General features: G+C 64.3%; 18 protein-coding genes. 12 read left to right on the top strand and 6 right to left on the bottom strand.

What is annotated here, in order from left to right; all coding sequences use genetic code 11:
* Window positions 1–12 precede the first annotated feature (12 nt).
* Window positions 13–552 carry an Lrp/AsnC family transcriptional regulator gene (locus PPGU16_RS10620; RefSeq protein ID WP_180719957.1) on the bottom strand — a complete coding sequence of 180 codons (540 nt, stop codon included), beginning with the start codon at window positions 550–552 and terminating at the stop codon, window positions 13–15.
* Window positions 553–710: 158 nt separating this feature from the next.
* Here PPGU16_RS10620 and mdeB point away from each other — a divergent pair, with 158 nt between their 5' ends.
* The gene (gene mdeB / locus PPGU16_RS10615; protein ID WP_180719956.1) at window positions 711–3434 is read left to right on the top strand and encodes an alpha-ketoglutarate dehydrogenase; all 2724 of its coding nucleotides are present in this window, start codon (window positions 711–713) and stop codon (window positions 3432–3434) included.
* Window positions 3435–4266: 832 nt separating this feature from the next.
* Here mdeB and PPGU16_RS10610 read toward each other — a convergent pair.
* Entirely contained in the window at window positions 4267–4656 is a 390-nt protein-coding gene (locus tag PPGU16_RS10610; protein WP_180719955.1) for a YybH family protein, read from the bottom strand.
* 82 nt (window positions 4657–4738) lie between these two features.
* Window positions 4739–5635, bottom strand: a complete 897-nt coding sequence (locus PPGU16_RS10605; protein ID WP_180719954.1) for an EamA family transporter — start codon at window positions 5633–5635, stop codon at window positions 4739–4741.
* Between the two features lie 99 nt (window positions 5636–5734).
* On the opposite strand from PPGU16_RS10605, the gene PPGU16_RS10600 reads away from it, so the two are divergent.
* The 3 genes from PPGU16_RS10600 to PPGU16_RS10590 all read left to right on the top strand — a co-directional run bounded on the left by PPGU16_RS10600 (window position 5735) and on the right by PPGU16_RS10590 (window position 7887).
* The gene (locus PPGU16_RS10600; RefSeq protein ID WP_238271747.1) at window positions 5735–6631 is read left to right on the top strand and encodes a LysR substrate-binding domain-containing protein; all 897 of its coding nucleotides are present in this window, start codon (window positions 5735–5737) and stop codon (window positions 6629–6631) included.
* A 169-nt stretch (window positions 6632–6800) separates the two neighbouring features.
* Window positions 6801–7472: a TetR/AcrR family transcriptional regulator gene (locus PPGU16_RS10595; protein ID WP_180719952.1), complete on the top strand. Its 672-nt coding sequence runs from the start codon at window positions 6801–6803 to the stop codon at window positions 7470–7472.
* A 211-nt stretch (window positions 7473–7683) separates the two neighbouring features.
* The gene (locus PPGU16_RS10590) at window positions 7684–7887 is read left to right on the top strand and encodes a hypothetical protein (RefSeq protein WP_180719951.1); all 204 of its coding nucleotides are present in this window, start codon (window positions 7684–7686) and stop codon (window positions 7885–7887) included.
* A gap of 131 nt (window positions 7888–8018) precedes the next feature.
* On the opposite strand, the gene PPGU16_RS10585 is transcribed toward PPGU16_RS10590, so the two are convergent.
* Complete coding sequence (locus PPGU16_RS10585) at window positions 8019–8180, bottom strand: DUF1328 family protein (RefSeq protein WP_007590496.1); 162 nt, start codon at window positions 8178–8180, stop codon at window positions 8019–8021.
* Between the two features lie 166 nt (window positions 8181–8346).
* On the opposite strand from PPGU16_RS10585, the gene PPGU16_RS10580 reads away from it, so the two are divergent.
* On the top strand, window positions 8347–8838 hold the full coding sequence (locus PPGU16_RS10580) for a 2-thiouracil desulfurase family protein (RefSeq protein ID WP_180719950.1): 492 nt from the start codon (window positions 8347–8349) through the stop codon (window positions 8836–8838).
* A gap of 24 nt (window positions 8839–8862) precedes the next feature.
* Here PPGU16_RS10580 and PPGU16_RS10575 read toward each other — a convergent pair whose 3' ends face one another.
* Both PPGU16_RS10575 and PPGU16_RS10570 read right to left on the bottom strand, forming a co-directional pair.
* Window positions 8863–9513, bottom strand: coding sequence for a LysE family translocator (locus PPGU16_RS10575; protein ID WP_180719949.1), 651 nt, complete (start codon window positions 9511–9513; stop codon window positions 8863–8865).
* An 88-nt stretch (window positions 9514–9601) separates the two neighbouring features.
* Window positions 9602–10417, bottom strand: a complete 816-nt coding sequence (locus PPGU16_RS10570) for an AraC family transcriptional regulator (RefSeq protein WP_180719948.1) — start codon at window positions 10415–10417, stop codon at window positions 9602–9604.
* A 503-nt stretch (window positions 10418–10920) separates the two neighbouring features.
* On the opposite strand from PPGU16_RS10570, the gene PPGU16_RS10565 reads away from it, so the two are divergent.
* From PPGU16_RS10565 to pelG, 7 genes are all read left to right on the top strand, one after another.
* Entirely contained in the window at window positions 10921–13776 is a 2856-nt protein-coding gene (locus PPGU16_RS10565; protein ID WP_180719947.1) for a bifunctional glycoside hydrolase/polysaccharide deacetylase family protein, read from the top strand.
* On the top strand, window positions 13766–17746 hold the full coding sequence (locus PPGU16_RS10560; protein ID WP_180719946.1) for a tetratricopeptide repeat protein: 3981 nt from the start codon (window positions 13766–13768) through the stop codon (window positions 17744–17746). Before PPGU16_RS10565 ends, PPGU16_RS10560 begins: the two co-directional genes overlap by 11 nt.
* Before the next feature lie 89 nt (window positions 17747–17835).
* Window positions 17836–18387, top strand: a complete 552-nt coding sequence (locus PPGU16_RS10555) for a penicillin-binding protein activator LpoB (RefSeq protein ID WP_180719945.1) — start codon at window positions 17836–17838, stop codon at window positions 18385–18387.
* Window positions 18388–18475: 88 nt separating this feature from the next.
* Entirely contained in the window at window positions 18476–19903 is a 1428-nt protein-coding gene (locus PPGU16_RS10550) for a PelD GGDEF domain-containing protein (protein ID WP_180719944.1), read from the top strand.
* Entirely contained in the window at window positions 19896–20948 is a 1053-nt protein-coding gene (locus tag PPGU16_RS10545; RefSeq protein ID WP_180719943.1) for a tetratricopeptide repeat protein, read from the top strand. The genes PPGU16_RS10550 and PPGU16_RS10545 overlap by 8 nt, the downstream gene beginning before the upstream one ends.
* Window positions 20945–22591 (top strand): GT4 family glycosyltransferase PelF, encoded by a 1647-nt coding sequence (gene pelF / locus PPGU16_RS10540; RefSeq protein ID WP_180719942.1) that lies wholly within the window; start codon window positions 20945–20947, stop codon window positions 22589–22591. The genes PPGU16_RS10545 and pelF overlap by 4 nt, the downstream gene beginning before the upstream one ends.
* The gene (pelG, locus tag PPGU16_RS10535; protein WP_180719941.1) at window positions 22591–23964 is read left to right on the top strand and encodes an exopolysaccharide Pel transporter PelG; all 1374 of its coding nucleotides are present in this window, start codon (window positions 22591–22593) and stop codon (window positions 23962–23964) included. Before pelF ends, pelG begins: the two co-directional genes overlap by 1 nt.
* Window positions 23965–23971 lie beyond the last annotated feature (7 nt).

Here is a 23971-nt window from a genome sequence, read left to right as displayed (position 1 = left end):
AGGCGGCCACGATCAGGCCCACTCGCGCGGCGCGTCATCCTCCGTCGACAGCGTCAGGCCCGCGACGGGCAACGGCAGCGCCGTCTTGTAGCGCACCTGCTTGAGCGCGAAGCTCGAGCGGATGTTCGACACGCCGGGAATTTTCGTCAGCCACTGCACGATGAACCGTTCCAGGCCCTGCATGTCGGGCACGACGACGCGCAGCAGATAGTCGGCATCGCCCGTCATCAGATAGCACTCCATCACCTCGGGACGTTCGCCGACTTCCTGCTCGAAGCGGCGCAGCGCGTCTTCGACCTGCTTTTCGAGGCTCACCTGAATGAACACGTTGATGCGCAGCCCGAGCGCCCCGGCGTCGAGCAGCGTGACCTGCTGACGGAACAGGCCGAGCTTTTCGAGCGCGCGCACGCGGTTGAAGCAGGGCGTCGGCGACAGATTGACGGCGCGCGCCAGTTCCGCGTTGGTGATGCGCGCGTTCTGCTGAAGCTGCTGCAGGATCGCGATGTCGATGCGGTCCAGCCGCCGTGCGGCCGGTTTTGTGTCGGAAGTCATAGTGTAAATATTCCATGTAAAGCCGATTTACCGGAATAAATACACTATCTGAAAGCGCTGACGCAAGCAAAAGAGACGCACATTTTGCGGGTGCATGGGTAAGCTGATTACACGTTCCCGAGTCGTTTTCACGTACGTTTTTCAGCCGGAGTTGTGCCATGACGGACTTATCGAGCGGTGCCCGCCCCGTTCTTGCCCTCACTCGAGCTCGCATCGACAGCGATCCGCAGGAGACGGCCGAATGGCTGACTGCGCTCGATGGCGTCGTCCAGCACGTCGGCCTCGAACGCGCGCAATATCTGTTCGACCGGCTGGCCGCACATGCGCTTGGCAATGGGGTTGCGACGGCGCGCGCGAATGTCACGCCGTACGCGAATACGATTTCCGTCGATCAGCAGCCGCCGTATCCAGGCGACCTCGACACCGAGGAAAAGCTCGCCGCTGCATTGCGCTGGAACGCGCTCGCGATGGTGGTGCGGGCCAATCGCGCGTACGGCGAACTGGGCGGCCATATCGCCAGCTATGCGTCGGCGGCGGATCTGTTCGAAGTTGGCTTCAATCATTTCTTCCGCGCCGCGAATCAGGTCGGCGACGGGCATGGCGGCGATCTCGTCTACTTCCAGCCGCATTCGTCACCGGGCGTGTATGCGCGTGCCTTCCTCGAAGGCTTTCTCGACGAGACGCATCTCGAACATTACCGCCGTGAGATCGCGGGGCCGGGCTTGTGTTCGTATCCGCATCCGTGGCTGATGCCGGACTTCTGGCAGTTCCCGACGGGCTCGATGGGCATCGGTCCCATCAACTCGATTTACCAGGCGCGCTTCATGCGCTACCTGCAAAACCGCGGCCTGCAGAAGACGGAAGGCCGCAAGGTGTGGGGCTTCTTCGGCGATGGCGAGATGGACGAGCCGGAATCGATCGGCGCGTTGTCCCTGGCGGCGCGCGAAGGCCTCGACAATCTGGTGTTCGTGATCAACTGCAATCTGCAGCGGCTCGATGGTCCTGTGCGCAGCAATGGCCGCATCATCGACGAACTCGAAGCGCAGTTCACGGGCGCGGGCTGGAACGTCATCAAGGTCGTATGGGGCTCGGACTGGGATGCCCTGTTTGCGCGCGATCGTACGGGGGCCTTGCTGCGCGCGTTCGCACATACGGTCGACGGCCAGTTCCAGACCTTCTCGGCCAACGACGGCGCCTACAACCGCGAACGTTTCTTCGGACAGAACCCGGAGCTGGCCGCGCTCGCCGCGCATCTGAGCAACGACGATATCGACCGCTTGCGGCGCGGCGGCCACGACGTGCGCAAGCTGCACGCTGCGTATGACCGCGCGTTGAAGCACAGCGGCCAGCCCACGGTGATTCTTGCGAAGACGATGAAGGGCTTCGGCATGGGCGCGATCGGCCAGGGGCGCATGACGACGCACCAGCAGAAAAAGCTCGACGTCGAGCAGTTGAAGACGTTCCGCGACCGCTTTCGCCTGCCGTTGTCCGATAGCGACGTCGAGCAGCTCAAGTTCTACAAGCCAGCGGAAAACAGCCCGGAAATGCAGTACCTGCATGCACGCCGGGCTGCCTTGGGAGGCTATCTGCCCAGAAGGCGGAAAGCGGCATCGCAGACACCGACCGTGCCTGCGATGTCTTCCTGGGGGCAATTCGCGCTGGACGCGAACGGCAAGGAGATGTCGACGACGATGGCGATCGTGCGCATGCTCGGCAGTCTGTTGAAGGATGCGTCGCTTGGGCCTCGGGTCGTGCCCGTGGTCGCCGACGAGGCGCGCACCTTCGGCATGGCGAACCTGTTCCGCCAGGTCGGCATCTATTCGCCGCTTGGCCAGTTGTACGAGCCGGAAGACATGGGCTCGATGCTGTACTACCGCGAAGACACGGGCGGGCAGATTCTCGAAGAGGGCATTTCGGAGGCGGGCGCGGTGTCGTCGTGGATCGCGGCGGCGACGTCGTACAGCGTTCACGATCTGCCCATGCTGCCGTTCTACATCTACTACTCGATGTTCGGCTTCCAGCGCATCGGCGATCTGATCTGGGCAGCCGCCGATCAGCGCGCGCGAGGCTTTCTGGTCGGTGCGACGGCGGGCAAGACGACGCTCGGCGGCGAGGGCTTGCAGCATCAGGACGGCACGAGCCATCTCGCGGCATCGACGGTGCCTAACTGCCGCGCGTACGATCCCGCGTTCGCCTATGAAGTGGCAATGATCGTCGACGAAGGCATGCAAGAAATGATCGGGCGACAGCGGGACGTGTTCTATTACCTGACCGTCACGAACGAGAACTATGCGCAGCCTTCATTGCCTGCGGCTTCTGTTGATCGCGTGCGCGAAGGCGTGCTGAAGGGCATGTACCCACTGGAAGTTTCTTCGCTGGAGACCGCGCAGGTCCAGTTGCTGGGTTCGGGCGCGATACTCGGCGAAGTGCAGGCGGCCGCCCGCATGTTGAAGAACGACTGGAACATCGACGCCGCTGTATGGAGCGTAACGAGCTTTACCGAGTTGCATCGCGATGGGGCCGCGGCGGAGCGCGCCGAGCGCCTGTTCGATGATGGTGAAACGGCGACGCCGTATGTGACGTCTGCGCTTGCTGCATCGCGTGGTCCGGTGGTTGCCGCAACCGATTACGTGCGGGCCGTGCCCGAGCTGATTCGCGCGTATGTGCCGCGGCGTTATGTGACGCTTGGGACGGATGGATTCGGACGTAGCGATACGCGCGCGGCGCTGCGGGCGTTCTTTGAGGTCGACCGTGCGTCGATTGTGATTGCGGCTTTGAAGGCTCTCGTTGATGAGGGCGCGATTGCGCGTGATGTTGTTGCGCGTGCGCGCGAGCAGTATGGGTTGGTTGGGGGTGGTAAGGCTACGCCTTGGGAAAGGTGATGGGTTTTCGGGTTAGGTTTTTTTATGTCTGCGACGCTGGGGTGGTGGTTTTGGTTTTTTGCGCTGGCATCCGCGTGATGTTATTGGTTCGCAAGCGTTGCCCCTGTGCGGGGCGGCACCTACTTTTCTTTGCCGCCGCAAAGAAAAGTAGGCAAAAGAAAGCGGCTCACACCGCCAGCCCGTGTGCTTATCCACGGGCCCTCAACGTCCCCACACGTCACACGGTAACGCGTTGTTCGTTGCCCGTTGCCAACGCTTCGAACAATCGCATCACCCGCGTCAGGCACCCGTACAACGGCAGACGGCAGCGAATGGTAGGTGCCGCCCAGGTGGCAAACTGTGTGTAGGTTGTCGCGTCGTATAAGTTAGCGCTCTTACAGGTGGAACGCGTGTGCTATCGGTCCGAAGTAAGGCGTGTGGAGCACGCGGGCCGACACACAGTTTGCCACCTGGACGGCGGTGGACTGTCTGGCGTGGCATGCCGAAACGCGGGAGCACGAAGCGGGTGAGGCGCACATTAGAGCGCTGGCAGCGAGCATGTATGACGTGATTGCCGTGTGAAGTGTAAGACCCTGTGGGGGCCCTCAGGCAGTAACGAGGATTGGCGGTGTTAGCCGCTTTCTTTTGCCTACTTTTCTTTGCGGCGGCAAAGAAAAGTAGGTGCCGCCCCGCACAGGGGCAACGCTTGAAGCACGCTAAAAAAACGCGGATGCCAGCGCAAAAGCACGCGGATGCCAGCGCAAAAGCACGCGGATGCCAGCGCAAAAGCACGCAGATGCCAGCAAAACAGCAAAACAAAAACAAAACCCAAAAGTGAACAACGAAAAAGCGTTCACCCCTCCACCACAAGCAAATTCGCATCCCTCGCCAGCAACCATCGTCCATCAATCTCCTTGCGCAGAATCGTAAGTGTATTCCCAGCATGACGCACTGGCGGCGCGGAGCCATCCCTCACCGTGATAGTCACTTCGAGCTGCGACCGCAGGAACGCCCAATCCCCCAGCACCTGAAGCTCCAGAATCTCACTCTTCCCGTCGATATCGACATTCTTCTGCCCTTCGGACGCTGCCATAAACGCAGCTTTGCCGAACGGCTTCTGCCCAGGCACCATGAAAATCGCGTCGTCGGTCATCAGGCTCAGCACGGTCGCCGTGTCGCCCGCCTTGCTTGCGGCGAGCCAGTCATCGATCAGTTGGCGAATGGCGCGTTCGTCGTCGGTCATGTTGGGTTCCTTGCAGGTCGGCATGCGATCCGTCGATTGTAGACGGCTCACACGCAGCATCATCCAGACCTGATCGGACGGTTCACTTCGACGTGACGATCACACCAACGCTCGCGCTCACGACGAACAACGTGCCTGCCAGTTGCAGCGCCGTCATCGGCTGATGCAGCACGATAAAGCCCGCCGCCGCGCCGATGGCAGGCTCGACACTCATCAGAATCCCGAACGACGCAGCGGGCATGTGACGCAGCGCGATCATTTCAAGCGCGTACGGCAGCAGCGGCACGAGCACAGCGAGGCCCGCCGTGGCGGCGAACTGCATCGGCGCGATGTGCAGGCCGTGCTCGACGAGGCCGAACGGCGTCGCAACGAGGGCTGCCGCGATCAGCGACACCGAGAGACCTTCCAACCCGTCGAACAGCGCGCCCGTTTTTTTCATCAGCACGATATAGCTGCCCCAGCCGCACGCGGCGCCCACCGCGAGCAGCATGCCGACGGGCTCGCCGATCCAACCCGAACGGTCATGCGCGAGCAGCAGCACGCCCGCGACGGCGAGCAGCGGCCAAAGCAGCGCGCGCAGGCGCCGTACACCCAGCGTCGCGACGGTCAGCGGCCCGAGAAAGTCGATCGCGACGGCGAGGCCGAGCGGAATGCGCTCGATCGCCGAGAAAAAACATAGCGTCATGCCCGCCATCGCCACGCCGAGCACGCCCGCCGCGATCCAGTGCGCGCGCGAGTAGCTGCGCAGCTTCGGACGCACGACCAGCGCAAGAATCACGGCGGCCCACGCGAGCCGCAGCCATGTCGTGCTGAACGCGCCGAATGCGGCCATCGTCGGCGCGGAAAGGGCGGCGCCGAACTGCACGCACGACATCGACAGCAGACCGAGCAGCGCAGCCATGCCGACATGGCGCTTCGGCGCGCTCGACGGCGGCGCGGTATCAAAGGGAAGCGGTTCGGCGAGCGTGGAATTTTTCATGGGGTTCGAGCGGGTGCACTACAGACAGGCTCATCATATCGACGAAACGGGCGTTAAGATAAGCTGATATTTCTTATGCCGCTATCACGGATGCTAATAATGCGTGACTTCGACAGTAGCCTTCTCAGAGCCTTTGTGACGGTCGCCGAAACGGGCGGGGTCAGCACGGCGGCCGTGCGTCTTGCACGCACGCAGGCGGCCGTCAGCATGCAGTTGCGGCGGCTGGAGGACGACATTGGCCAGCGGCTGCTCGACCGCTCGCCGCGCGGCGTGCGGTTGACGGACGCCGGGCACCGGCTGCTGCCGTATGCCCATGCGATTCTCGGCGCGGGCGAAGACGCCCGGCGCGCGCTCGAAGTCGGCGACGTGGCGGGCACCGTGCGCCTCGGCATGCTCGAAGACGTGGCCGTGGGCCGCCTGCCGCGCGCGTTGCGGCGCTTTTCGGCGGCGCATCCGCAGGTCGCGCTGGAGATCGTGGTCGATGCGAGCGCGGCGCTGTCGCAACGGCTCAACGACGGCGCGCTCGATGTGCTCGTCGGCGATCCCGCGATGGTCGACGCGACGCCGCTCGTCGCGTGGACGCAGCCGCTCTTCTGGGTCGGCGCGCGCGGCTATCTTGCCGACCCGCAGTCGCCGTTGCCGCTCGTTGCATTCGGCGGTACGTGTCTGTGGCAGCAGCAGGTGATGACGGTGCTGCGGCGCGCGGGCATCGCGTGGCGCGTTGTCTGCACGAGCACGAGCCTGCCCGCTGTGCAGTCGGCCGTCGAGGCGGGGTTGGGCGTGTCGGTGCTGCTCGACGGCAATATCCGTTACGACACGATGCGCGTGCTCGGCGCCGCCGACGGCCTGCCCGAACCGCCCGCCGCCGACCTCGGCCTGTTCGTGCGGCAGGCGGCAGGCGCGCAGGAAGCAGCCGTCGATGCCTTGCAGCGCTTTCTCTGCGAAGCGCTCGATCTCGACTTCATCGAACGCACGTCTAGAGCGCCACGACGGTGATAGGCGGCGAGGCGCGTGATAACCTCGCTGCGCGGATCGTGCACCGTTTTCGCGTTATGGCGTTCCCTCATCGGCATGGTTGATGCAAACTGCTTGCGTAGAGAGGTTCGATCGAACATCACGTTGCACACCCAACGATCTTCAACCTTCATTCATTCACGGAGTTTCTTTGCCCACGACTCACACGTCGCGTCGGCAGCCCAAGCAGGCGCGCGCCGAATTCGCGCTCGACAGCATTCTCGAAGCGGCCGCACGCACGCTCGAATCCCATGGCAAGGCAGGGCTGACGACACAGCGCGTCGCCGATACGGCAGGCTTCAGCATCGGTGCGATCTATCAGTACTTTCCGAACAAGGACGGGTTGATCGAAGCACTCGCGCGGCGCGAACTCGAACGCCTCACGGCGATGATGAAAGAAGCGCTCACGCAGCCCGCGCCATTCGGCACGGGCCTGAACGCGCGCCGCATGATGCGCGCGACGGCGGCCTTCATCGGCGACCGTCCGCGGCTTTACAGCATCCTGCGCGCCGAATGGGCGGACGCCGCGCCCGACACGGCGATCGGGCAGGGCATGCTGCGCTACTTCGAACTGATCGCGGGGACGCTGAACCGTGAGAACCCGGATCTGGGCAAGCGCATCAAGCGCGACGAAGCGCGCTTCGTGCTGTTTCGCGCGATCTCCGGCGTCCTGCTCGCGACAGCGCTGGAGCGGCCGCATTACTTCGGCACCGATGCGTTCGAAGACGAAATGGTCCGCCTGATTCTCGGCTTCCTGAATTACGACCTCAGTCCGGACATTCCGCGACTGGCCCCGGAGGATGACAGTTTTACAAGCGCGTGAAAGTTATGAGGATTCCTCGTATAAGCAACGGCGGGCTTGCGGGGGATTTTTCCAGGATGTCATATTGTGCGTCCGACGGCCGCGAGCACTTGCCAATCCGATGCATCATCCGGATCACGAGCGCGTGATGGCCTCCTGCAGGACATATCAATTCGACGCCGCCGCGACGACACACAGTCGGTTCGCGCGGACGGTGCGATCGGGGAACAGCATGAACCATCACCAGCTCGAGTCGGCGCTCGACCATCTCGAACATGTATTGGCGCGGATTTCCGGCACGGATCACATACCGCTGTCGTACTGGCGCAAGCGCGTCGACGACGTGTCGGCCGCAGCGCGTATTCCCGCTCAAAAGAGCCGCGCGCGAAGGCTGGATGAGGCACTGAGCGTGCTGGAGTCGCTCACGGGGGCGTAAGGCCGCCGGACAGGCCATCAGACGCTATCGGGCGGAAAGTATTGCAAGCGGACGCACTATAAATTGCACGCCCGCCGGCAAGGTCCATCACTTCGCAGGCCTTTGAAGAAGCGCAAGGCCCGCACGCAGCCTCAGCGTCTGATCACGCCCATGAGCAGCGTGACGAGAAAGATCACGATAAAGATAAAGAACAGCACCTTCGCTATTTCGGCCGCGCCAGCGGCAATGCCGCCAAACCCGAAGATTGCCGCGATAATGGCGATGACGAAAAAGATGGCAGCGTATCGAAGCATGGAAGCCTCCACCAAAGGATTGCTGGACAGATCGATCCGATGATCGACCCACGCGCGGGAACCGCATCGACGGACACAGGCGCCGCCGTCACGGCATGGAGCAACACCCGTGCCCATTGGGCATCCGTCGAACGCCCGCAGCTCGCTGAAACCCAATCGTCCCGACATGAAAAGGATACTCGTTAGCGCGTGCCTCGCCGGTTTACCGGTGCGATACGACGGTTCCGCGAAGTCGCTCGCGGGCGCGCTGATGCAGACGTGGCGCGATGAAGGGCGGCTCGTCGTCGTGTGTCCGGAAGTGGCAGCGGGCTTCAGCACGCCGCGCCGTCCCGCCGAAATCCAGTTGCGCCGCAACGGACGCGACGTGCTCGACGGCACGGCCCGCATCCGCGATAACGCCGGCGCTGATGTCACCGCGCTTTTCGTCGACGGCGCGCGTCACGCGCTCCAGCAGGCGCTCGCGCACGGTTGCCGCTATGCGCTGCTCGCCGACGGCAGTCCGTCGTGTGGCAGCAGTTTCATCCATGACGGTACGTTTTGGGGCGTCGCACACGACGCATCCGGCGTGACAGCCGCCTTGCTCGAACGGCACGGCATACGCGTGTTCGCGCCTGACGGGATCGATGAGCTTGCGGCATTGATCGATCGTGATCGATAACGCAGAGTCAAGACGCCAACGCCTTCATAGCCATTCGCGAGCGAGCATCGTCAGCACGCTCGCTCCGATCGCGAGCAGCACGGCACCCGTGGTGCGTTCGATCGTGGCGCTATGCCGCGTGAAGCGCGCGACCACGGACGGATGCCCGATGCCCATCGCCACGAGCAGATCCCAGCCGAACACGGCGGCGAACATCCATACGCCGTACACAATTTGCGCGCCGAACGGCGCGTCGCGGGCCGCGAGCAAGGCGAACAGGCTTGCGTAAAAGAGCGCGTTCTTCGGATTGAGAATCGCGGACGCGAAACCCATCGCGAAACGCGTATGCCACGCGCCTGTCTGCGTCGCAGGCGAGCCGTCCTGCACGTGCGCCTCGATCGATGCCGCTCTTGCGTGCCGCAGCATCAATACGCCGAGATAGAACAGATACGCGCAGCCCGCCGCCTGCACGAGCGCGAACGCGAGGCCATGCCGATGCAGCGCCGCAAAGCCGCCGACCGCGAGCGCGATGAACACGCCGTTTGCGCAGGCGATACCGAAGCACACGGCGCCCGTTTTGCGCCAGCCGCGCAGCAGCGCGCTGCGCGCGACCAGGAAAAAGTCCGGGCCGGGGCTAAGCAGCGCAAGCAGATGCGCGCCCGCGACCATCACGAATTGCTGAAGAGAAAGACCCATCTCGACTCCTTGTGTGTGACGGGAGTCTGCTGGACTTGCGAGCGAAGATATTGAAGAAAAGTGCGCGACGCGGCGCGGAAGGGCACGCTTATGAGACGGCTGCGCGACGGTAAGCACCCGGCGTCATCGCGACGCGCTCCTTGAAGGCGCGCTGGAAATGCGCCTGGTCCGCGAAACCGAGTTCATGCGCGATGGCCGTGAGCGCGCGCCCATGGCGTAACAGGCGCCGCGCCGCGTTGATGCGCAGATCGAGCTGATACGCATGGGGCGACATGCCCGTCGCGGCGCGGAACGCGCGAATGAACGCGTAGCGGCTCATGTCTGCCATCTGCGCGAGCTCGGCAATGGGCAGGCGCTCGCCATACGCGTCATGCAGAAGTTCGGTGATGCGCGCGAGGCGCTCGGCGGCGATAGGCTGTATGGGCGGCACATCGCGTGCCTCGCCGAGCCACGACCGTTCGCCGACGAACAGGATCAGTGCCGCTTCCTTGGCGGCGCTATCCGCGTTCGAGAACAACAGCCGGTTGAGCGCGCAGTAACGCAGGTACGCTTCGCGGCTCTCGTTGATCGACGGACGCGCGAGCACGGCATCGGCGTCCGCGCTGCCGCTTTCGCGCAGCACCGCGCTCGCCCATGCGACGTCGAGATGAAGCATCTGATAGCTCCACTCGCTTTCCGTGTCCGGATTGCACGAGTGGACCCGCATCGCCGGAATCAGCACGAGACTGCCTGGACCCAGACGCGCGCGGTCGTCGCCGCACGCGTAGTTGCTATGCCCGCTGTCGACGGCGCCGATAGACAGCGTGTCGTGCGTATGCGGCACGTAGCACGCGCGCGAATGAGAAGCCCGCCGGCTTTCGACGAACGGCAGCTGTGGGTCGCACCAGTAACGTTGATCGTTCATGCGCCCGATGATCGCATGAACGCGTGCGCCGACGCGAGTTGCAATGCGTTGCAACCGCGAAATCGTTTGCGCGCCTTTCAGTTTCCAGATATTGGAGTTTTAAAATGGCCACGCCCTGCATGAAATACCGGGTATCGCACGGTGCCGAATTGAAAAATAATGAAAAGTGAATATCCGTTCGCGATTATCTGTTTAACGTTTGCGAGCCTTTCTCAGGTTAATCCGATATCGTCTGTGCCCGTCGTTAAAGCATTTTTAAGCGCGTGATATTTTTGCGACACCCGTCTTTTTTGACGATGGACGCGTTAGAATTCGCGCCGATTCACAGAGATAGCGCTTCATATCCTCTGATCTTTCCAGTCTGCAGATTTTCATCCGCTTGCCGCGGCTGGCCAGTATTTGACATTTGGCCATCCAATGCTGCCGTAGGGACATAAATCCCGGGGAAAACCGGCGTTTAAAGCCGGTCGGTAAAAAAAGCAATAAACCGAAGAAAAAATCGTATGCCAGTGGGGATTCAAACGATATTCGAAGCGCGACCGGCGCTCGACGGGGTAATGCAAGGCGATAAGCCGCAAAGACACAGAACGATGATGGCGCAACCGCGCGCGCTCGTTCGTGCGCTGACGCACGCCCGCATGGTTGCGCTCATGGCGACGGCAGCGCTCGCGCTGCACGGCGTCGCCGCGCACGCACAGACTTCCGCGTCCACTCAGTTGCACGCGCAAGCATCGGGCGGCACACAGACGCCGCACGTCAATCTCGCATTCTTCTATGGCTCGCGCGTGCCCGTCGGCGAGTTGCAGGCATTCGATGCCGTCGTGATCGATCCCGCCAGCGGCTTCGATCCTGCCGCGCATCCGTTGCGTCATACGGTATGGCTCGCCCGCACGCAGGCCGATGCCGCGCAAGGCACGCCCGACGCATTCGTTGCTGCACAGATCGAACCGCTCTGGCAGCGCGGCTTTCGCGGCTTCCTGCTCGACACGCCGACGGCCATTGCAGCTGTCGATGCAATCCGCGCCGCGCATCCCGACGCAAAGATCGTGATCGGCGGCGACGCGGCGTTGCAGGCAGCGTCGCCGCATGCGAAAGCGCTGTATGCGGTGGTCGGCCCGTCGCTCGTGCGCGACGCAGCGAGCGGCAATGTCGCGGCAGGCGAGCGCGACGCGCGCAGCGCCGCCGCGCAACAGTTCACCCAAGCGACGGGCGTGCCCGTCGTAACGATCGAAACCTGTCCCGCCGACGACCGCGCCTGTGCGCGCGCGACGGCTGCTCAGGTGCTCGCCACGGGCCTCACGCCGTATGTGACGAACGCGTCGCTGAACGCGGTCGGCATCGGCGCGATCGAAGTGCTGCCGCGCAAGGTACTGATTGTGCAGGACAGCGACGAAGACCTGCCGCTCGACGAAACACCCGGCGTGCGCGATCTCGCAACGCCGCTCAACTATCTCGGCTACGACGTCGAGTACGCGAATGTCCACGAGCCGTTGCCCGAGGGCATCACGCCGGACCGCTATGCGGGCGTGGTCGCGTGGCTGCAGGGCGACGAGACGCCGAACAGCGGCGCCTGGCGCGCGTGGGTCGATGCGCGCTTCGCCGCGCACGTGCCGATGGTGTTTCTCGGCCAGTTCGGTTTCGACGCCGCGGAAGACGAAGGGCGCGCGCTCGATCTGCAAGCCGTGGCGGGGCCGTTCGCGGACAAGATCGAAGTCGTCACACGCGATCCGATGGTCGGCTTCGAAGTCGATCCGAAGCTCGGCACGCGCGATCTGACGGGCGTGCAGGTCGGCAGCGCGAGCAAGTCGTTGCTGCGCGTGAAGAGCGGCGAAGCGACGCTCGACCAGATTGCGATCACGCCGTGGGGCGGCTTCGCGATGAGCCCTTACACGGTGGTCTCGCTCAACGGCATCGGCCAGGAGCGCTGGGCCATCCAGCCGATCGAGTTCCTGCGCCAGGCCTTGCGTCTGCAACCGATGCCGTCGCCCAGCGTGACGACAGAAAACGGCCGGCGTCTGTTCATGTCGCACGTGGACGGCGACGGCTTCGCGTCGCGCGCGGAATTTCCCGGCGCCGACTATTCGGGCGAAGCGCTGTTCCAGCAGATCTTCACGCGCTACAAGGTGCCGATGACGCTGTCGGTGATCGAAGGCGAAGTGGGGCCGAAGGGCCTGTATCCGCAGATCTCGCCGCGACTCGAAGAGATCGCGCGCAAGATGTTCGCGCTGCCGTATGTGGCGATCGGCACGCACACGTATTCGCATCCGTTCGAATGGGAGAACGTCGATGCGAAGACGGGCGAGCGCATCGATCGCGGCGGTGGCGATACCGCGTTCTCGCTGAACATCCCGAACTACACGTTCAATATCGACCGCGAAGTCACGGGCTCGATCGACTACATCAACTCGCGTCTCGCGCCCCCGGGCAAGAAGACGACGATCCTGCAATGGCCCGGCAACTGTGAGCCGCCCGCGATCGTCGTGCGCAAGGTCTATGCAGCAGGCGTCGATAACGTGAACGGCGGCGACACCGTCATCACGAAGAGCGCGAACAGCTGGACCAATATCGCGCCCATCGGCGTGCTGAAAGGGCCGGGCGCGTACCAGGTGTATGCGCCGAACCAGGACGAGAACGTCTACACGAACGACTGGCTCGGCCCGTTCTACGGCTTCACGCGCGTGCTCGAAACCTTCGACATGACGGACAAGCCGCTGCGCTTCAAACCGATCGATATCTACTACCACATGTACAGCGGCACGAAGGTCGCGTCGCTGCGCGCGCTCGACCAGATTTTCTCGGCCGTGCTCAAGCAGCCGGTGCTGCCCGTGCATATGACGGACTACGCGCACAAGGTGCTCGACTGGCGCTCGTTCGCCGTCGCGCGCACGGTGCAAAGCGAGGCGTCGAATGCGAGGTCGAGCGACTGGATCGTGCGCGGCAACGGCGAAGTGCGCGAATTGCACTGGCCGCTGACGACGTCGCCCGATCTGCGCGCGTCGCGCGGCGTGACGGGCTACGCGGCGGGACCGGACGGCACGTACATCCATATCACCGATGGCGCGGCGCGCGTCTCATTCGATGCGGCCGGCGCGCTGCCGAAAGCGGATGCGCTGCCGTACATCGCCGAAGCGAACGGCTTCGTGCGCGATTTCAAACGCGACGGCAAGAACCTCTCGTTCGAGTTCGGCAGCTACTACCAGCCGTTCGTGAAGCTCGCGAATGCACAAAGCTGCACCGCGAGCGTCGCGGGCCGCGCGGTGCCGCTGCAACGCGACGGCGCCTACGCACGCTTCGACACGCCCGCGCTCAATGCCCTCGAAGTCCACTATCAGCCCGTCGAGATCCGCTGTGAACGATAAAACGAACGACAAACGTCCCCGTATCGTTCCGACGTGGCTCGTCTACACGCTCACGGGCGTGGTGCTCGCGACCATGTACGGCGTGTCGCCGCGCGGCGGCTTGCGTCAGCGTGTCGCCTCCGTCGGCGCGCCGAGCGAGTTGAGCGTCGCGTATCTGGAAGCGTGGTCGAAGGTGCGGCCCGACAACGAAGAATTCCTGTCGTTGCTGGGCGCCCAGTATCTATATCTGGGACGCACCGACGACGCCGAACGTATTGCCACGCGCATGGAAGCGCTCGGCACCGATGACATGATGCGCAGCGCGATGATGCTGCATCTGTCGGTGACGGAGCAGCGCACCTTCGCGATTCCCGAAGAAGACCCGCGCCGCGCGCCCGCGCTCGAAGAGCTGCGCGCGCGCCTGACGCAGGCCGCGAAGCTGCCGTGGGCGCCGAAGGATCTGGAGTGGCTCGCGCAGCGTTCGGCCGCCGTCGGCATGCCCGATCTCGCGGCGCGTCTGTACGCGCGTCTGTCGGCCAACGATCCCGACGGGCGCACGAAGTGGGACACGCAGATCACGCGCTACGCGCTGCAGGTCGGCGACTATCACGCAGCCGCCGACGCATGGTTCCGTCAGGAAGCCGTGGCGCAGACGCGCGACGAGCAGCGCCGTTGCTTCGTCGCGGGCGTGCGCACGCTGCAGTCGGGCAATCTGCTCGACGACGCGCTGACGGCCGCCGACGCGCATCTCGGCAAGCTCGCCGACGATCCCGCCACGCTCATCGTGATGCTCAATCTCGCGCGCGCGGCCAATCGTCCGGACGCTGTGGACCGCTATGCGAAGCTGCTGGCGAAGTACGCGCTCGCCGAGCCGACGTCGCCGCTCGCCGAGCATGTGCGCAGCGTGGCGCAAGCGGGTTATGCGTATATGGATGGTCCCGTCGCGTACCGGCATGGCGGCTCGCTCGTCAGCCTGCGCGCCGCGATGCGTGAGGCAGCCGCGCAAGAGCAGGGCGAAGTGCGGGTGATCCGCGTCGCCACGCAAGCAGCGCCGGTCGCACCAGCAGCGTCAGCGCCGCAAGCCGCCAGCAGTGTGAACGGCGTCGACGCCTCCGCAATCCGTTCGGACCCGAGCGTCGCGAACGTCGTATTCCAGGCCTTCGTCGAATCGGGCGATCTGGCGAGCGCGCAGAAAGTCGCCGCGCAGCAGGTGCAGCGCGATCCGCGTTCGGTGGAATGGGTCAAGCGTCTCGCGCAGGTCGCCGAATGGAATCGCGATCCGTCGCTCGCGCTGAAGTCGTGGCTCGACTACGCGCAACTGTCGAACGATCAGGTCGGCTGGCAGAACGTGCTGCGCATCGCGCCCATGCTCGATGACGACGAAGCCTATCTGACGGCGCTCGTGCACGAGGCGCGCGCCAAGCCGAACGACCTGAAGCTGATCGACAACGTGACGGCAACGTACGAACGTCTCGGCCGTCCCGACGATGGCCTTGCATTCCTGCGCTCGCTGCCGCGCACAACAAATGCCGATGCGATCGATCAACGCATCGGCCAGCTTGCCGAGCGCGCGGGTCACGACGATCAGGCGCTCGCGACCTATCGCGCGGTGCAGGCGCGTCATCCGAACGACGCGAATGCGGCGCTGCGCACGGCCAGCGTGTTGTACCGGCAGGGCGACTATCGTGCGTCGCTGGCTGCGCTGAAAACGGCGCGCGCGGGCGCGAAAGACAGCGACGAGGACTTCTGGCGCAACTACGCGGAACTCGCGCGTCTGCTGCAACGGGACGACGACGCGAACGAAGCGTATTTCCATCTGATCGCGAGCGGCGCGGCGACGCCCGAAGACCTCGGCGACATGACGTACTTCTACGATCCGTATCCGATCGATGCGGGCCGTGTCGCCGAATTGCGCTATCGCCGCGATCACACGGTGCGCGCGTTGCAGGACGCAATCTTCTACTACACCGACGCGCAGGCGATGGACCGCATCGCGACGCTGCTCGCGAGCCTGACGCCCGACGAGCGCAAGGCAGCGGAAGCCTCGCCCGCGCTGCTCGGCGTGCGCGCTGAATACTATCGCCTGATCAACGAGCCGCAGAAGGCGCTCGCCGATCTGAAGCGCGCCGTCGATCTGCCGGGCGCGAGCTCCGATCTGCGCGCGGCGTACCTGTGGACGCTGGTCGACTACGGCAGCGACGGCGATCTGCGCGAAGCGCTCAAGCGCTGGCGCGGCAGTGCCGATCAAAGCTCGGCCTTGTGGGAGCCCTACGCAGCCGCCGAAATGCGCCTGAACCGGCCGGTCGCCGCGCTCGAATATCTGCGCCGCCAGTCGGCGATGATGTCGCGCGATCCGCTGTGGCTGCTCACCTATGCCGACGCGCAGGAGCAGGCGGGTCACGACGGTCTCGCGTGGTCGATCCGCAAGAAGGTGTGGCTGCAGATGCAGCAGGACGAAGCGCAGCTCGTGAAACTGCACGGCGCGCAGCGCGCGGCCATGCGCGGCCGCACCGCGCAGGACGCCGAGACGCTCGAAGACCTGCGCGGCCGGCGCGTGACGCTCTCGGCCGACTACGCAACGGGCGATACGTCCGCTGCGCTGCTCGACAGCCTGATGTCGGCGCGGCCCGCATCGGCTGACAATTCGATCGCGCGCCGCTCGATGATCGGCACGGCGAAGGGCTTGCCGGGCGGCGCGCCGCTGGACGGCGCCGGCCTGCCCGAGAACGCGCGCGTGCGTGGTGCCGTTGCGAAGGAAGTGGCCGTGGCGTGGGCGTTGTCGAAGGAAAGCAATCCGCTGGCGAAACGCTGGCTCGCGCAGCAATACGCGGAGCGCCTGTCGCGTCCCGCCGATGCGCAGCTGACCATCGCGCTCGCCGAGAACAATATCCCCGAGATGGAGCGCCTGCTCGCGGTGGAGCGCTCGCGACTGCCCGTCAACGACCGCATCGACGCGACGATCGCCGTCGACCGTCCGGACCGCGCGCAGCAACTCGCGTTCAACGCGCTCGACGGCGCGCCGGAAGATACCGACCTGCATACGCGCGTGACGGAAACGACGCTCGACTGGCCGCAATCGATCGACGCCGATGTCGTCAATCACATCGAGCATCCGCTCGATTACGTCGAGACGACGCTCGCCGCCAGCCGCAAGATTGCCGAGCGCTATCTGGTCGGCGTGACGGCCGTGCAGCACTTCCAGCATTCGACCGACATCACGCAACTGGTCAACGTGCCGTCCGTCGACCGCTGGCTCGACATCTACGGCGAGCGGCAAACGCGCGACACGTCGTTCAGGATCACAGGCGGCCGGCGCGTCGGTTCGGCCGCGTTCTACACGCTCGATCTCGCGGGCGAAGTGGGGCGCAACTCGCCGCTCACGCTCGGCGTGCGCGCGGGCCGCAACCAGGTCGCGGATGAAAACCAGACACTGCTGGTCGGCGGCATGAAGGACAACGTGATCGGCGATCTGACGTATCGGATGACCGAACGCATCACGCTCACGGGCAGCGTCGAAGCGGACCGCTTCTACAGCCAGGCGCGCAACTACATCGGCAGCGGCGTGCTGTCGACAGCGGAAGTGACCTACCGCATCCGCACGACTTACCCGGACTACACGTTGCGCGCGCTGATCACGCACGGCGGCTACGGCGCAAGCGGCCAGGCCGACGCGCTGATGACGCGCCTGTTGCCGACGGCCTTGCAGCCTGCGTCGCCGCAGGACTTCATGCCGGACACGTACACGCAATACGGCTTCTACTTCGGCTTCGGCAACGATCTGCTCGAGCAGTACACGCATGCATGGCGTCCGTTCTTCGACGTGGGCATCGTGCACGACTCGATTCAGGGCTGGGGACCGGACGTGAGTATCGGCATTGCCGGCGCGGTGCTGGGCGGCGATCACCTGGCGGTGTTCCTTCAGCATCAGCGCGTGTCGAAGATCGGCACGCCCGTCACGTTGCTGGGCGCGCGGTACAAATGGTTCTACTGATTCGGGTTCTATTGATTCGGGTGCTACGGATCCGGGTTCTGCTGATCCGGCGAATTGAAACGATAACGACATTTCTGAGGAGTGGTTCGATGAGCAACATCAACGGCTGGACACGTTTGATCAAGTGGGTGGCGGCAGCGGCCGCATCGGCGCTGGTGCTGGGCGCGTGCGGTTCGATTCGCCAGGCGGGTTCGCCCGCAATCGAATCGAAGGACTCCGTCGCCGTGGTGACGATGGCGAACTTCACGGAAACGCCGGCAGCGGGCAGCAGCGCCGCCGCAATTGCGGCGAATGCCTTGCGTCAGAACGGTTTTGCGGATGTGCGCATGGCGCCCGTCGATGCGTCGGCGAACGCGATGTTCGACACCGCGCAGCGCGATATCGGCGAGAAGAAGCTCGCATGGGCCCGTGAGCAGCGCGTGAAGTACGTGCTGACGGGCGCCGTGGAAGAGTGGCGCTACAAGGTCGGCGTGGACGGCGAGCCCGTCGCGGGCGTGACGTTCGAACTGATCGACGTGGCGTCGGGTCAGGTGGTGTGGAGCGCGACGGGTTCGAGGAGCGGCTGGACGCGTTCGAGCCTGTCGAGCGTCGCTTCGTCGCTGATCGGCAGCCTGCTGTCGCCGCTGCGCACGCGCGGCTGATGGCGTCGCGCGTCGGTCGCGTGGTTTCTGACACGCGCGCGGCAATCTGCAACACCAGAGCAATTCGACACGTGATGAGGAGTCGGCTGTGAATACCGTCAGCGCGCAAAGCGCCGCCAGTGCCGCCAATGGTGCGGCCAAGCCGCGCCAATCGAACCCGTTCGGCAACCTGAGCGCGTGGCGGCGTCTCGTCGCGCCCGCGGTGTCGCGGCCGTTTTCCATCGTGGAGACGGTCGTGTTCATCGGCGTGGTCTTCGCGGTCTCGTACGCGCTCGATCGCAACGATCCGTTCCTGCTGCACACGGGCTTCCCGTGGCTGTGGTTCGCGCCGCTCGTCGTCGCGCTGCGTTACGGCACGCTGCTCGGCCTGCTCGGCTGCGCGATGCTGATCGGCGCCTACCAGCTGTTCACGCAGGTGCTGATGCCGGGCAGCACGGCCGCGTGGCCGACGCTGTTCTTCACGGGCGGCGTGCTGCAGACCATCGTCGCGGGCCACTTCGGCGATACGTGGGGCAGCCGCGCGCAGCGCGCGAACGCGATCAACGACTATCTGAACGACCGGCTCGTCGCGATCACGAACAGTCACTATCTGATGCGCCTGTCGCACGAGCGCCTCGAAAAGGACCTGTTGACGAAGCCGACCACGCTGCGCGACTCGATCACCGAGTTGCGCCGCATTTCCGTCGCGCATGGTCTCGACACGAAGCCGCGCGCGTCGGCCGATATGCCCGGCACGCGCGAGCTGCTCGAATTCGTCGCGCAGGCCTGTCAGATCGAAGTGGCCGCGCTGTATCCCGTGCATGATGGAAAGGTCGGGCGCGACGCGCTCGCGCATATCGGCGATACGTTCGACTTCGATCCGCGCGACGAACTCGTGCAGCGCGCGCTCGAAACCCATGCCGTCGCGCATCTGAAGAGCGAAGAGCGGCCAGTGACGAACACGCATCTGCTGGTGTGCGCGCCGCTGATTTCCGCCGATGGCAGCATGCTCGCGATGCTCGCCATCCGCCGCATGCCGTTCCTGTCGCTGAATTTCGACAATCTGCAACTGCTGCTCGTGCTGCTCGGCTATTACGCGGACGGTGTCGAGCACTCGCAGCAGGTGCGCGATATCCTGCAAGCCGTGCCCGATTGCCCGTACGAATTCGCGCTCGACGTGAGCCGGCTCACGCGCCTCGAACGCTCGGCGGGCATTACTTCGTCGCTGGTGGCGCTCGTGTTCCCGCATGACGATGCCGGCGATTCGTTCTTCGAGCACGTGATGCGCCGTCGTCGTTCGCTCGACCTGATGTGGCCGGTGAAATCGGCGGGGCAATCGGTGCTGCTGAACCTGATGCCCGCAACCGATGCGACGGGCGTCGACGGCTACCTCGCGCGGATCGAATCGAGCCTGCGCGCGCAGTTCAATCTCGACCTCGAAGGCGCGCGCATCGGCGTGCACACGCTGCATCTGGGCGGCGACGAGCCGGGCCCGGCGATGAAGCGCCTTCTTCTGCGTAGTGGCATCGATGGATAAGGCCACCGCAAACCGCTCCAGCGGCAGCGGCTTCGTTGCCGCACTGGTCGCCGTGCTCGCGGTGCTCGGCATCGTCATCGTTGCCGGCATTCAGTGCGTGGGCATCGTGTACTTCGCGAATACGCCTGCCGCGTACGATCCGCTGCTGCCCGCCGTTGCGTTCAATCTGGTGTGCGGGGTGCTGCAGGCGCTGCTGTTCCGTCTGCTGCTGCCGCTGCGTTATCGCGAGCCGCGTGCGTGGAGCCTGCTGCTGCTTGGTCTTGCGTGCACCTTCGTGCCGCTGCTCGGCGGCCTCGTCGTGCTGGTGAGCTGCATCTGGGCGGCCTGCTATCCGGCCTCGCATGCGGACGACGAGATGGGCGACGTGCCCGCGCCCGAGTTCGTCACGTATCTGATGTCGCGTGTTTCGCACGGCGGCGGTGCGCGCCTGCAGGCGCGGCTCGTGAACACGAAGGTCGCGGCAGCTGATCGCCTGTCGGCGCTCGTCGCGATCCAGAATATGCCGACCCGCACGACGGGCACGCTGCTGCGCGATCTGCTCGCGGACCCGGTCGAAGACGTGCGCCTGATCGCATACGGCACGCTAGATCAGGCCGAAAACGACGTGATGCAGCGCATCTTCCATGCGACGAAGACGCTGGAGACGGCGCAGTCGGAAGGGGATCGTCATGCGATCAACCGGCAACTCGCCGAGCTTTACTTCGAACTGATCTATCAAAACCTCGTGCAGGGCGTCGTCTATCGCCACACGCTCGAACAGGCCGACCGCCATGCGCGCGCCGCGCTCGAGATCGACGCAGGCGACGCGGCGCTGTGGATGATTCGCGGCCGCCTCGCGCTGACCAACGGCGCCGCCGACGAAGCCGCGCAATACATGGACCGCGCGCAATCGCTCGGTTTTCCGCGCGAGCGTCTGGTGCCGTGGCTCGCCGAAGTCGAATATCTGCGCGGCGACTATGCGCGCGTGTCCGAACTGCTTGCGTCGCTCGGCAATGCCGCGGCGCTGCCGATGCTCAAACCTGTTGCGCGTTACTGGTCCACATGAAACCGTCACTGATGCGCCGCGCTGCGGACGCCGATGTCTGCCTGCTGCTCGAAGGCACGTTCCCGTATGTGCGCGGCGGCGTGTCGAGCTGGGTCAACGAAATGCTCCGCTCGTACCCGGAGATCCGCTTTGCGATTGCGTTCATCGGCAGCCGTGAAGAGGACTACAAGGCGGCGGCCTATCCGCTGCCCGATAACGTCGTGCACTTCGAAGCGCACTATCTGTACGAGAACGCCGCTGCCGATGATCAGGCAGCGCGCGAAATTCCCGGCGATGCGCAGGCGTTTGCGCAATCGGCGGCGCTGCACGAGGCCTGGCGCAACGGCGGCGAAGTCGATGCCGGCGCGATGATGGCCGGCATGGTGCAACTGATCGGCGACAAGGCGCCGCTCAGCGAGGAACAGTTCCTGACGAGCCGCGCGGCGTGGGACTTCATCGTCGATCAGTATCACCGCTATTGCACCGACCCGTCGTTCACCGATTACTTCTGGACCGTGCGCATCATGCACAAGCCGCTGTGGCAGCTCGCGCGCGTCGCCGAGCAGTTGCCGCCCGCGAAGGTCTATCACACGGTATCGACGGGTTATGCGGGCTTTCTGGGCGCGTTGCTGCACTATCGGACGGGGCGGCCGCTGCTCGTGTCCGAGCACGGCATCTATACGAAAGAGCGCAAGATCGATCTGCTGCAAAGCCAATGGATCCGCGACAACCGCGGCGCGTTCGAGCGCGACATTTCGAAGATCAGCTATTTCCGCGAACTGTGGGTGCGGTTCTTCGAGGCGCTCGGCAAGCTCGCCTATGACGCCGCCGACGATATCGTCGCGCTGTACGAAGCGAACCGTCAGCGGCAGATCACCGATGGCGCGCAAGCCGCGCGCACGCGCAACATTCCGAACGGCGTGGACGTCGACGGTCTTGCGCCGCTCGTCGACAAGCGTGCGGTACGGCCGCGCAACGTGGTCGCGCTGATCGGCCGCGTGGTGCCGATCAAGGACATCAAGACTTTCATTCGCGCGCTCTTCATCGCGTCGCGCGCGATGCCCGATATCGAAGGGTGGATCGTCGGGCCCGAGGAAGAAGACCCGTCGTACGCGCAGGAATGCCGCGCGCTGGCGGAGAGTCTGGGTCTCGCGAACAACGTGAAGTTTCTCGGCTTCCAGCGTATCGACGAGATTCTGCCGAAGGTCGACGTGATCGCGCTGACATCGATCAGCGAGGCCTTGCCGCTCGTCGTGCTGGAAGGCTTCGCGGCGGGCATCCCGTCGATCACCACGGACGTGGGTTCGTGCCGCCAGCTGATCGAAGGCTATGGCGACGAGGACCGCGCATTGGGCGCGGCGGGCAGCGTGGTGCCGATCGCCAATCCCGCTGCGTTCGCGCAGGCCGTGCTCGATCTGCTCGGCGACGAGCCGCGCTGGCTGGCTGCACAACAGGCGGGACTGGCGCGCGTGCGGCGTTTCTATACGAAGGCGCAGATGATCGATCAATATCGTGTGCTGTATCAGCGTTTGATGGCGGCGCCTTCGCAAGATAAATCCGCTGAAGGCAAGCAGGGCGGTGGTTGCCCGATGCATGCGGGCAGGGCGGCAGCGGCACAGTCGACGCAACCTGCACAACCGGCACAGACGGAAGGGGTGCGCTGATGGCTGGCATTGGTTTCGAGCTTCGCAAGATCCTGAAGCACCAGACGCTGTTCGGCGTCGCGCGCGCTTACGCGTACGCAGGGCTGATCAGTTCCGGTCCGCTGATCCTGTCGATCTTCGGCATTCTGGTCATCGGCGTGATGAGCCTCGCGTTCGTGATACCGAAGTACGCGATCGTGCAGTTCCAGGTGTCGGTGACGTATCTGATTGCGTGCAGTCTGATCCTTACCGGGCCGCTGCAACTGTCTTTCACGCGCTTCATCTCGGACCGGATCTTCGAGAAACGCGACGACCTCGTGCTGTCGAACTACAACGGCGTCGTGCTGGTTTCGACGGCGGCATCGGGGGTGCTCGGCGTCATTGCCGTCGCGCTCGGCTTTCAAGGCGAGCCGCTGATGTACCGGCTGCTGATGGTGGCGGGCTTCGTCGTCGTCAGCAACATCTGGATCGCGGTGATCTTTCTGTCGAGCGTCAAGCAGTACCGGCAGATTCTATTTGTGTTCGCGATCGGCTACGGCTGCACCGTCGCGTTCGCGCTGATGCTCAATACACACGGACTGTCGGGCTTGCTCGGCGGCTTCGTCGCCGGGCATGTCGTGCTGCTCGCGGGTCTGTCGGGGCTGATCTATCGCAACTATCGCAGCCCGCGCTTCATCTCGTTCGAGGTGTTCCAGAAACGCTTCGCCTACCCGAGTCTCGCGATGGTGGGCTTCCTGTTCAACCTCGGCGTGTGGCTCGACAAGTTCATGTTCTGGTATGCGCCCGGCACGGGATCGAAAGTGATCGGGCCGCTGCATGCGTCCGTCATTTACGACATTCCCGTTTTTATCGCCTACGTGTGCGTGATGCCGGGCATGGCGACGTTCCTCGTGCGAATCGAAGCGGATTTCGTCGAATACTACGACCGCTTCTACGACGCCGTGCGCAGCGGCGCGACGCTGCGCCATATCAACGACATGCGCGACATGATGGTCGGCAGCGTGCGCGCGGGCCTGTACGAGATCGTGAAGATTCAGGCGGTGGTGCTGCTGCTGATCCTCGCGTTCGGCCATCTGGTGCTCGATGCGCTCGGCATTTCGTCGCTGTATATGCCGCTGATGATGGTCGACGTCATTGCCGCGAGCCTGCAGGTGTTGCTGCTCGGTCTGCTGAACGTGTTCTTCTATCTCGACGCGCGGCGCACGGTGTTGCGCCTGTGTCTTGCATTCGTGTTGTTGAACGGTATCCTGACGGGTATGACGCTGTACATGCAGCCGGACTATTATGGTTATGGCTTCGCGCTGACGCTGCTGATTCTCGTCGCTGCCGCCGTGCAACTCCTGGATCGCAAGTTCAGCAAGCTCGAATACGAAACTTACATGCTGCGCAACTGAACGGTTT

This window comes from Paraburkholderia largidicola (genome assembly GCF_013426895.1).
In the GTDB taxonomy this organism is placed as follows: Bacteria; Pseudomonadota; Gammaproteobacteria; order Burkholderiales; family Burkholderiaceae; genus Paraburkholderia; species Paraburkholderia largidicola.
The sequence above is the reverse complement of the archived record's forward strand: the minus strand, read 5'-3'. Positions and strand labels throughout refer to the sequence as shown.

Excerpts from the sequence above, each read along its gene's own strand:
- pelG (WP_180719941.1), top strand. The coding sequence starts at position 22,591 with ATGGCTGGCATTGGTTTCGAGCTTCGCAAGATCCTGAAGCACCAGACG.
- PPGU16_RS10575 (WP_180719949.1), bottom strand. The coding sequence starts at position 9,513 with ATGGGTCTTTCTCTTCAGCAATTCGTGATGGTCGCGGGCGCGCATCTG.
- PPGU16_RS10585 (WP_007590496.1), bottom strand. The coding sequence starts at position 8,180 with ATGCTTCGATACGCTGCCATCTTTTTCGTCATCGCCATTATCGCGGCA.
- PPGU16_RS10600 (WP_238271747.1), top strand. The coding sequence starts at position 5,735 with ATGCGTGACTTCGACAGTAGCCTTCTCAGAGCCTTTGTGACGGTCGCC.
- PPGU16_RS10590 (WP_180719951.1), top strand. The coding sequence starts at position 7,684 with ATGAACCATCACCAGCTCGAGTCGGCGCTCGACCATCTCGAACATGTA.
- PPGU16_RS10570 (WP_180719948.1), bottom strand. The coding sequence starts at position 10,417 with ATGAACGATCAACGTTACTGGTGCGACCCACAGCTGCCGTTCGTCGAA.
- PPGU16_RS10610 (WP_180719955.1), bottom strand. The coding sequence starts at position 4,656 with ATGACCGACGACGAACGCGCCATTCGCCAACTGATCGATGACTGGCTC.
- pelF (WP_180719942.1), top strand. The coding sequence starts at position 20,945 with ATGAAACCGTCACTGATGCGCCGCGCTGCGGACGCCGATGTCTGCCTG.
- mdeB (WP_180719956.1), top strand. The coding sequence starts at position 711 with ATGACGGACTTATCGAGCGGTGCCCGCCCCGTTCTTGCCCTCACTCGA.
- PPGU16_RS10580 (WP_180719950.1), top strand. The coding sequence starts at position 8,347 with ATGAAAAGGATACTCGTTAGCGCGTGCCTCGCCGGTTTACCGGTGCGA.
- PPGU16_RS10545 (WP_180719943.1), top strand. The coding sequence starts at position 19,896 with ATGGATAAGGCCACCGCAAACCGCTCCAGCGGCAGCGGCTTCGTTGCC.
- PPGU16_RS10565 (WP_180719947.1), top strand. The coding sequence starts at position 10,921 with ATGCCAGTGGGGATTCAAACGATATTCGAAGCGCGACCGGCGCTCGAC.
- PPGU16_RS10555 (WP_180719945.1), top strand. The coding sequence starts at position 17,836 with ATGAGCAACATCAACGGCTGGACACGTTTGATCAAGTGGGTGGCGGCA.
- PPGU16_RS10605 (WP_180719954.1), bottom strand. The coding sequence starts at position 5,635 with ATGAAAAATTCCACGCTCGCCGAACCGCTTCCCTTTGATACCGCGCCG.
- PPGU16_RS10620 (WP_180719957.1), bottom strand. The coding sequence starts at position 552 with ATGACTTCCGACACAAAACCGGCCGCACGGCGGCTGGACCGCATCGAC.